This window comes from Candidatus Jordarchaeum sp., from assembly GCF_052745115.1.
Window position 1 is genome coordinate 1 of record NZ_JBRAKS010000166.1, and the last position, 8,575, is coordinate 8,575.

The window sequence follows — 8,575 nt, forward strand, 5'->3', positions numbered from 1 at the left end:
GTAGTTATGATAAAAAATATAAAGTCCTTTGTTTTAGTGTTTTGTCAGATAGTGTTGTTTTGTTGTGGCTGTTTTGGGATTGGTTAGTGTCTTGTGCTGATTATGATTGTATAGTTGTTTTTAGAAGTGGTTGTTATGTCTGATGTTGAGCAGGTTGATAGTTGGCGTGTTGTTGAGGCTTTTATTGAGGAGAATGGTTTGGTTCGGCAGCATTTGGATTCTTATGATGAGTTTGTGAGACACGGGCTTCAGCAAATTGTGGATGAGGTTGGTGTTATTGAGCCTGAGGGTGAGAACTATTATGTTAGGTTGGGTAAGATTGATGTTGGGAAGCCTACGATTAAGGAGGCTGATGGTTCCACTATGTCTGTTTTTCCAAATGAGGCTCGTATTCGTAATTTGACTTATGCTGCGAATTTGCATTTGGAGATGTCTATTGTTTATCGGGATGGTGATACTGAGGAGCCTCCGGTTGAGGTTTATATTGGGCGTTTGCCCATTATGCTGAAATCTGAAAAGTGTCCGTTATCGGATTTAAGTAGAGAGGAGCTTATTAGTCTGGGTGAGGATCCGGATGATCCGGGAGGTTACTTTATTATTAATGGGAGTGAGAGAGTTTTGGTTACCCAAGAGGATCTTGCTCCTAATCGTATTCTTATTGAGGCGGCTAACAAGAGTAGTTCGTCTACTCATGTGGCTAAGGTTTTTAGTACGGCTCAGGGTTTCAGGGCGCCGGTGACTATGGAGCGGAGACGTGAAGGTTCGCTTCGGATTTCTTTTCCTTCGGTTCCGGGGAAGATTCCAATAGTTGTTTTGATGCGGGCCTTGGGGCTGGAGAGTGATCAGCAAATTGCTAATGCGATAGCTGAAGAGGATGATGTTGTACGGGAGTTAATTCCCTCGATTGAGGCGGCGGCTGAAATCACTACTCGTGACGAGGCGCTGGACTATGTTGGTAAGCGTGTTGCTGTGGGCCAGACTAGGGATTATCGTTTAAAGAGGGCGGAGCAGGTTCTGGACCGTTATCTTCTCCCACACATAGGCACCAAGCACACTGACCGGTTAAGAAAAGCGTTTTACTTGGGCCAGATGGCCTCACATATAATTGAGTTAGCCCTGGAGAAGAGAACTGAGGATGATAAGGATCATTACTCTAATAAGAGGTTGAAGCTTGCCGGAGATCTTTTAATGAGCTTGTTCCGGGTAGCTTTCCTCAGCCTCACCAGAGATATTAAATATCAGCTTGAGAGGAACGCGGTTAGAGGTAGGCGTAGAAACATTAAAACCGCTGTTCGAGCAGATGTCATCACTGACCGTTTGCACCACGCGTTGGCAACCGGCAACTGGGTGGGTGGAAAAGCCGGAGTAAGCCAGCTACTGGACAGAACAAACTATATGTCCGCAATAAGCCACCTCAGAAGAGTTGTGTCCCCTCTGAGCAGGAGTCAACCCCATTTTGAGGCCCGAGACCTGCATCCTACGCACTGGGGTAAAATCTGCCCCAATGAAACCCCTGAAGGGCCAAACTGTGGACTAGTAAAGAACTTAGCACTCCTAGCCTACATCTCAGTAGGTGCAGACGAGAGAGAAATAGAAAGCATCTTCGTAGACTTAGGAGTGCAACCCATCGAAGAAATTGAAAGAGGGAGAGTTAAAGGTGCACAAGTCTACCTTAACGGCCGACTATTGGGGATACATTCTAAACCACTGGTTTTCGTGGCAGAGGTCAAAAAACGTAGAAGAAGTGGGCAAATAAATAATGAAGTCAACATCGCCTATTATTCTGATACTAATGAGGTTCAGGCTAACTGTGACGCGGGACGCGTAAGACGCCCCCTAATTATAGTTGAAAACGGGGCTACAAAACTCACCAGCGAACACGTAGCAAAACTCAGAAGCAAAGAATGGAAGTTCAGCGATCTCATCCGCAGAGGGGTAATAGAATTCCTGGACGCCGAGGAAGAGGAAAACACCTACATAGCTATGACCCCCCAAGACATAAATGAAAAAACCACCCACCTAGAAGTCGCCCCCAACACCATCCTCGGAATCTCCGCCTCTATAATACCCTTCCCTGAACACAACCAGAGCCCCAGAAACACCTACGAGGCCGGAATGGTTAAACAGGCACTAGGCCTGTACGCCGCCAACTACCGAACCCGAGCAGACACCCGCGCCCACCTACTACACTACCCGCAAACACCCATAGTCAACACCCGAGCCACCGCACCCACGGGATTCGACAAAAGACCCGCAGGACAAAACTTCATAGTAGCAGTACTATCCTACGAAGGATATAACATAGAAGACGCCATAATAATAAACAAAGCCTCCTTAGAAAGAGGCCTCGGAAGATCCACATTTTTCAGAAGCTACGAAGCGGAAGAAAGAAAATACCCTGGAGGACAAGAAGACAAATTCGAAATACCCGACAGAAGCGTCAGAGGATACCGCGCCGCAGAAGCCTACCGCCACCTATCAGAAGACGGAATAATTGAGCCCGAAGTTGAAGTACAAGGCGGCGAAATAATAATCGGAAGAACCAGCCCCCCCAGATTCCTAGAAGAAAACGCAGGATTCGAACTACCCTCCCAAACTCGAAGAGAAACCTCCACCAGCATGCGCCACGGAGAAACCGGCACCGTCGACACAGTATCAGTAACCGAAACCATAGATGGAAACTGCCTAGTCAAAGTAAAAATCAGGGATCAAAGAATACCCGAACTCGGAGACAAATTCGCCACAAGACACGGGCAAAAAGGAATAATCGGACTAATAGTACCCCAGGAAGACCTACCCTTCACAGAAGACGGCGTAGTACCAGACCTCATAGTCAACCCCCACGCCATACCCTCCCGAATGACCCTCGGACAAATAATCGAATCCATAGCCGGAAAAGTAGGATCACTCAGCGGAAAAAAAATCGACGGAACCGCATTCAGCGGAGAACCACTAAAAAACCTACGAGAAGAACTAAAAAGAAGAGGCCTCAAATACAATGGCCGGGAAGTAATGTACAATGGAATAACTGGAAGAAAATACGAAGCGGACATATTCATCGGCGTCGTATACTATCAGAAACTACACCACATGGTATCAGACAAAATTCACGCAAGAGCACGAGGACCAGTACAAATACTAACAAGACAACCCACAGAAGGACGAGCCCGAGAAGGAGGACTAAGATTCGGAGAAATGGAAAGAGACTGCCTAATAGGCTACGGCGCCTCGCTGGTTTTGAAGGAGAAGCTTGTTGAGGAGTCGGATAAGACTACTACTCTAGTATGTGAGGAGTGTGGTATGCTCGCAGTCTACGATAAGAATAAGGGTCGTTACTATTGTCCTCTGTGTGGTGAGCAGGATACTCGTGTAGCCAAGGTGAATATGAGTTATGCCTTCAAGCTGCTGCTGCAGGAGCTTATGGCTTTGGGTATCGCTCCTAGACTTAAGCTTGCGGATAAAACCTAAAGAAGAATATATAATAGTTAGGTTGTCTAAAAAAGGAGGCGTTTATAGAGCCTCTTTCAAACTATTTAGAAACTGGTTAGAAAAACAGAACCAGAGGCGCATCACTAGATCCAAGTGCTTAAAAGAGTAGTTTTTCAAGCTCTTCTTCCTTTTAATTCTAAACGTGGGCTTATCAACTGAATAAAATATTTTTTTCACACCCAGCTCTCTAATTTAACTAAGAGTTTTACGTTGAAAGTGTTGTACTTAGCAACTTAGTAGAATCACTGGCCCAGCATTTATTGCGGTTAACAGTATTATTTGAAGATTTCAATGGAAACGCTGCTTGGGGGCAAAAATGTTTAAAGGTGTAATCACCTCACTGACTACACAAGTGTTATTAAAAAAATTATTTGCGAAGATTTGAGAAATTCTCTCATAATAATCACTTCTTTGTTCTGAGTGAGCCATTTTTTATGAGAAGAGGTGGGAGTTTAGGGGTTTAATGCGTTCATTCAGTGTTGGGGGAGATTTCTGCATGATGTTGAATATGTGATGTTCTTCTTTTTGGTGATTTATTGAGATATTCCCCGAAGAAGTATTTCATAGCCAAGTTTTCAGCTTTTCGGAGGTGCTTGTTAACTGCAGTTTCAGAGATTTTGAAGTGTTGGGCTATTTGCTTTGCAGTAATTTTTTTGGGGCTATTGAAGTAGCCGTTTTTGGCTGCATAGGTTGCTATGTCTTGCTGGCGTGTGGTAAAATTTGGTAAAGGGATGCGGTATTGGCCAATTTGGTGGCTGATATTGTCCGTTGGGTCAAGATTACTTATTCCAATGACTTTGTAGGAGTCTGTGAAAGCTGAGATTATATTGTAGAGATTTGGAATATATTCTTCTTGTATCAATATGTTGATAAGAATTAGGTCGTGTGTTACTGAGATAGGGAATATGAACGCCCAGGGTCCGGGTTCTAGAACAGGAAAAAATCCTTCTGTTCGTCTTTGTTTCATTATGCAAAGGAGTTCACTCCCAGTTTGTTTTAGTTTCAGAAAGTAGTTGGGGTTTAATTTCTGCTTTATGATTTGGTCTATCTGGGAAGCTTTGTCAGGTTTGAAACATATCTTCTGCAAGGAGAAGAAGTTTTTTTGGTCGTACTGGTAAGCGTTCAGAACATCCACCCGGTCAATATCTTCCAACATCTGGGTCATGCCTAAAGCGTCCAAAAATTTGCCTGAGATTTGTAGGCGTATGGTTTTCATTTCATTATACCTTTTGAAAAATTGTTATCATGACTTTTTTCTGATACATGGTTGCGATTGCAACCAAATATAATTTGTGTTCTTATTCCCATTATCAAATCAAGGACAATGCAATATTCTCAGGATGAGAGATATGATGAAAAAAATTCTGCTTACGGGCGCATTTGGTAATGTAGGATTAAGCACACTCGATGAATTAATTAGCCGGGGATACAATGTTAGAGCATTTGAAGTGAATAACAGAAGGAACCGTAAATTAGCTCGAAAATATGAGGATAAAGTAGAAATTATTTGGGGGGATCTGAGAAATAAAGCGGATGTGGAAACTGCGGTAGCAGGTTGCGAAATTGTAATACATCTCGCCGCGATTATTCCGCCTCTTGCTGATAAGCAGCCTAAGTTTGCACGCTCTGTTAACGTTGGAGGCACTGCAAATTTGATCTCTGCTATGCAAAAACAACCATTGCATCCCCGCATCATTTATACATCGTCTATTTCTGTCTATGGAGACCGATTAAAAAATCCTTACATCAGGGTTACTGATCCACCAAATCCAAATGATGAAGATGAGTATGCTAAACAGAAACTTGAAGCAGAAGATTTAATTCGCAAGTCTGGCTTGAAGTTTGCCATTTTCCGCTTAAGTTACATCACTAGCTTAGACAAGCTCCAAATGGATCCCTTGCTTTTCCACATGCCTCTTGACACGCACATCGAGATTTGTGACACAAAAGATGTAGGTCTCGCCCTAGCAAATGCGGTGGAAACCGAAGAAATTTGGGGCGAGACTTTCCACATCGCGGGTGGGGAACATTGTCAGACGACTTTCAGAGAATACTTGAACCGGATGATGGAAATTTTTGGACTAGGCCGAATGTTTCTACCAGAGGAAGCTTTCAGTAAAGGAAAATTTCATTGTGGGTGGATGGACACGGAGCGGTCCCAGGCACTACTCAAGTATCAAAGGTGCACATTGGAGGAATACTATAGTAATGTAAGTAGAAGGGTGGGTGTGAAGAGAGTTTTTAATAAAATGGTGAAAACTTTTGCCCGAATATACCTCCTAAGCCAGTCTCCTTTCTACAAAAGTGAGGGAAAAAAGTTCATTAATATGCCAAGTCTCAAAAGATTTTTTGAAGATTTTTAATCAAGTGCTGTAAAATTAGAATCTGTTTGGTTAATCGTATTCTTCGGTGATCATTAGGTCTTTTACTTTTTCTATGTCTGGTAGTTGTGTGATTTTTTTCTGTTTGAATAGGGAGTAGTCTTCCATGTTTTTGCTTTTTACTATGGCTATGATGTCGTAGACTCCCCCAGTGCAGACGCATATTTTGATGATTTCGGGGTATTTGGAGATTTTTTTGGCGATTTCTTCTGTTTTTTGGGAGTTGGTTTCGATTAGTAGTACTGCTAGGATGTCGTATCCTAGTTTTCGGTGGTCGATTTTGATTGTGAATTTTTTGATTATTTTTGAGTTTTGTAATTTTTTTATTCGGTTTGTGACCGTTCCAGCGCTTACCCCGGTTTTTTCAGCTAGCTCTTTTAAGGGTGATCGGGAGTCTTTTTCGAGTATGTTGAGAATTTTTTGGTCTAGTTTGTCGGTACTCATGGCTTGACCCCCGATTAATTATGCATTCTTGGTTAATGTGGCATATAAGTTTGCTGGTTAATTTTTTTCGAAAATTTTTTTGAAAAATTGAAGAAAATAAGTTTTAAACTTTGGATATTTAAGTATTTTAAGTCAAAGTAATTTTATGCGAGTGCCTTAGATTTGGACTCTAATTTGCATTTAAAAGGTTTTTAAAGAACGGTTTTGATTAATCCTTTTTTTACGGCTGATAAGTACTTGCCTTTATTAATGGTCATTACCCCCTTAGCATTTTTTAAACTTGCAATTGCGAGAATGAAGGCCTCTTCGATATCAGCGCCAACTGTTTCTAAAAGTCGTCCCGCGTCAATGGAAACACCAATGTCACAAACAACCATAGTTACGTTTAGGGTTTGTTTTAATACTGCGAGTATCAAGTCAATGTATTCGCTTTTCCCCTCTCGATAACATTTCTTTACAAAGAAGGTGATTGAAATTGTGGGTATGTATATCCGATTTCCCTCAGTTTTGGCTTTCCCCCAGATTTGAGTGACTTCACTATTTCCCTCCATGAGGCTGAAAAGAAAAGATGAGTCTGCAACCAGAATCAAGCTAATCACCATTAACCTAAACAAACCCATGGTTAGCAATAGTTTATAATCAGATAAAGGCAATCAAAATTGTTACACCAATGAATAATAAAAATGTTGCTGAAGTGAAAAAGCAACTAGGAATTGGAAATACATTTACTAGTGAAAATGGGGAAGCGGGAAATCAATCTAATTTTAATAATTGTCGCCACATGTGCAAAATATTTCATGCAATAGGTCGAAGAGTTGTTCGTATCCTTCACGGTTTATTATTGAGGTTGCGATCACCCTCACTGCAGGACGTATATTATTTACGATTTTAAGAAAGTCTAGTGCTAGGTCATTTATTACTCCGCCCTGTTCTATATTTGCGATATTTTTTCTGAGTAGTTCTGGATTGTTAAGCATTCCTACAAATTGTTTGGATTTTAGTATGTCTGACTTGTGTAGAACTGTTATCAGGCTTATGCCAAGTTGTATTTGAACTGCCATGCTCATTAGAAGGGCGACAACGAATCCTGAAGCGGTGGGAGAAGTGTCTGCGCCTAGTAGGAAGATCCCACATACCCGCATATTGCGTTGGAGTTTTTCCATAAACATGCTTCCGGTGGGTTTGAAAGCAAAAACTTCCAGTTGACCTGGAAAATCTATTAGTATGAAGTCGGCCAGGTTTTTTTTCATTTGTTCTAAAATCTGATCGGACATTTCATATATCTTCTGACTGGCCCTTATTATAGAAGCGTTTGGACCAATGTGTTCAGTTTTCATTATTTCAGAAACTCGGAAAAAATCCCGTATATCGAAATCTGGAGTATAAGGCAAGTACTCCGCCCCAGCATCCAGATTGAAAAGCTTTACTTTATAATTCTTTTCGGCTAGAAATTCGCCGAAACTTTCTGTGAGAGAAGTCTTACCCGAGCCAGCGGGCCCCAAAAAAGGAACTGCTAACACTTATGTTACCCCTATCTATTTAGCATAGTTTTTTAAAATCTTATTTCTATTTTTTAGTAAAGAGGAGTTAATTTTTATTCTAATATAGTGGGAAGATTGAAAATTCTTAACCTTTTTTCTGGTTGTACTAATTCTAAGAAAGAAGAATAGTTCCTAGGAAAAAACCGAGGTTACAGAATAAATCTGAAAAAAAGGGGAGCACTTAGACCAATTTTATTTCTTTCCCGATGACTTGTCCGGGTAGACCTTTTTCGAATCTTGCTTTTACTATGCCGTTTTTACCATGGGTTTTGATGATTTTTCCTTTCAATTTTTTTTCAGAAACAGTTTGCCATATCACCGATCTGCCAATGAATCTCGCAGCTTCTTTGTCTGAATCAATCCCTTGTATTTTAATCGCCATGAATTTGTTTTTTTGATCGTCTGGGCTGCGGATATAGTTTAGGATAATACACTTTCTACTTTCAGTAGCGGTACTCTCAGACATTTTAGGCACCTTTGATTAGCGAGTTCTAGGGTAAATGGACATTATTCTTTAAAAAGCATTATGGTACCTATTTAAGAGCCTCTTGTAAATAATTATTTTCTCTAAATCCAAATACAGAATAGTTTAATTAAACTGTAATATGAATATAGTAACAGTGAATCTATAATATTATACTTTAGATTTATTGGATTGTTGGTGGATGAGAAGGCGCCTTAAGTATGTGGGTTGTTGGGATAGTTCGAAAAGAATAATTG

7 protein-coding genes are annotated in these 8,575 nt (G+C 41.1%); 2 read left to right on the forward strand and 5 right to left on the reverse strand.

Translation table 11 applies throughout. From position 1 onward, the window contains the following. The first annotated feature begins 135 nt into the window (after positions 1–135). Complete coding sequence (locus ACUVXA_RS12230; RefSeq protein WP_445871551.1) at positions 136–3,468, forward strand: DNA-directed RNA polymerase subunit B; 3,333 nt, start codon at positions 136–138, stop codon at positions 3,466–3,468. 490 nt (positions 3,469–3,958) lie between these two features. Here the strand turns inward: ACUVXA_RS12230 and ACUVXA_RS12235 are convergent, their stop codons facing one another. After that, complete coding sequence (locus tag ACUVXA_RS12235) at positions 3,959–4,705, reverse strand: helix-turn-helix domain-containing protein (protein WP_445871552.1); 747 nt, start codon at positions 4,703–4,705, stop codon at positions 3,959–3,961. Between the two features lie 133 nt (positions 4,706–4,838). Here ACUVXA_RS12235 and ACUVXA_RS12240 point away from each other — a divergent pair, with 133 nt between their 5' ends. After that, positions 4,839–5,852 carry an NAD-dependent epimerase/dehydratase family protein gene (locus tag ACUVXA_RS12240; protein ID WP_445871553.1) on the forward strand — a complete coding sequence of 338 codons (1,014 nt, stop codon included), beginning with the start codon at positions 4,839–4,841 and terminating at the stop codon, positions 5,850–5,852. Between the two features lie 30 nt (positions 5,853–5,882). Here ACUVXA_RS12240 and ACUVXA_RS12245 read toward each other — a convergent pair whose 3' ends face one another. From ACUVXA_RS12245 to ACUVXA_RS12260, 4 genes are all read right to left on the reverse strand, one after another. Continuing rightward, positions 5,883–6,314 (reverse strand): Lrp/AsnC family transcriptional regulator, encoded by a 432-nt coding sequence (locus ACUVXA_RS12245; RefSeq protein WP_445871554.1) that lies wholly within the window; start codon positions 6,312–6,314, stop codon positions 5,883–5,885. Positions 6,315–6,505: 191 nt separating this feature from the next. After that, the gene (locus ACUVXA_RS12250) at positions 6,506–6,904 is read right to left on the reverse strand and encodes a type II toxin-antitoxin system VapC family toxin (protein ID WP_445871555.1); all 399 of its coding nucleotides are present in this window, start codon (positions 6,902–6,904) and stop codon (positions 6,506–6,508) included. 174 nt (positions 6,905–7,078) lie between these two features. After that, positions 7,079–7,834 carry an ATP/GTP-binding protein gene (locus ACUVXA_RS12255; protein WP_445871556.1) on the reverse strand — a complete coding sequence of 252 codons (756 nt, stop codon included), beginning with the start codon at positions 7,832–7,834 and terminating at the stop codon, positions 7,079–7,081. Positions 7,835–8,036: 202 nt separating this feature from the next. Next, complete coding sequence (locus tag ACUVXA_RS12260; RefSeq protein ID WP_445871557.1) at positions 8,037–8,321, reverse strand: 50S ribosomal protein L35ae; 285 nt, start codon at positions 8,319–8,321, stop codon at positions 8,037–8,039. Positions 8,322–8,575 lie beyond the last annotated feature (254 nt).